Genomic DNA, 779 nt, shown 5'->3' with positions numbered 1-779 from the left:
GTTTGCCCTTGTGTAAAGACTTGTGAAGGAGGTGGGATAATTATACCTAAATAAAAATAAAGCCTATTTAAGGTGATTTGAGAAAACAAAAATAGTTGAAAAACAGAATATAGTAATAAACATATGCGAACCAAAGTGTTCGCCTTTTTTATGCCTATATTTGCCCTTATGTGAAGTTATTATGGGAAGGTGGTGTTATTAATTGGCAAGCTATAATAAAGGCAAATTTGGGCAAATATCAAGAAACTTGAAAAAGCAGACTTTTATTAAAAAAAGTCAGATAAAAATAAGGTAAATTTTCAAGGCAAAAATATGGCTTTGATAGGGGGGATTTTAGAGCAAAACAAATGTGCAGGTGAAAGTCAGCCATCAAGATGGCTGACGGTTTCCTCAAATCGCCCGCAGTGCGGAGATTTTTTGCAAGTAATAAGTGACCTCAAAAAAACAGCAATGACATCATACTATATGGCTTTTATTGCAAAAAGTAAAATTTTTCTTAGAAAAATGGGAGTATAAAATGACCTCATTAATGGAATTAAGGCTTTTTTGAAGTAAAAAGGAGAGTAATAAACAATGGAGATGAAAAATAATAAAATAACAATAAGATTATCTGATGAAACATTGAAAAAATGTAATGAAGGTATGGATATAACAAACTGTAAAGTTAGAAATGAATTTATAGAAAAAGCAATTGAATTTTATTCAGGATATGTATCAGCAGAAGTTCATAGTGAATTTTTATCTGATGTTATTACAGAATCTATGGAAGGAATAGCGAA

General features: G+C 30.6%; 1 protein-coding gene and 1 pseudogene. Both read left to right on the top strand.

The genetic code is table 11. The annotated features are described in order from the left end of the window. Positions 1–312 precede the first annotated feature (312 nt). Positions 313–516: a hypothetical protein gene (locus B5E58_RS13400; RefSeq protein ID WP_143597292.1), complete on the top strand. Its 204-nt coding sequence runs from the start codon at positions 313–315 to the stop codon at positions 514–516. Positions 517–573: 57 nt separating this feature from the next. Then, positions 574–779: pseudogene (locus tag B5E58_RS13280) on the top strand (hypothetical protein); the annotation flags it as partial.

This window comes from Tyzzerella sp. An114 (assembly GCF_002161055.1).
Lineage (GTDB): Bacteria > Bacillota > Clostridia > Lachnospirales > Anaerotignaceae > Fimicola > Fimicola cottocaccae.
Note: the sequence above shows the minus strand (reverse complement) of the source record. Positions and strands in the feature narration are given on the sequence as shown.

What these genes read in the sequence shown, in the direction of transcription:
- B5E58_RS13400 (WP_143597292.1), top strand. Translation starts at nt 313, where the DNA reads ATGGCTTTGATAGGGGGGATTTTAGAGCAAAACAAATGTGCAGGTGAA.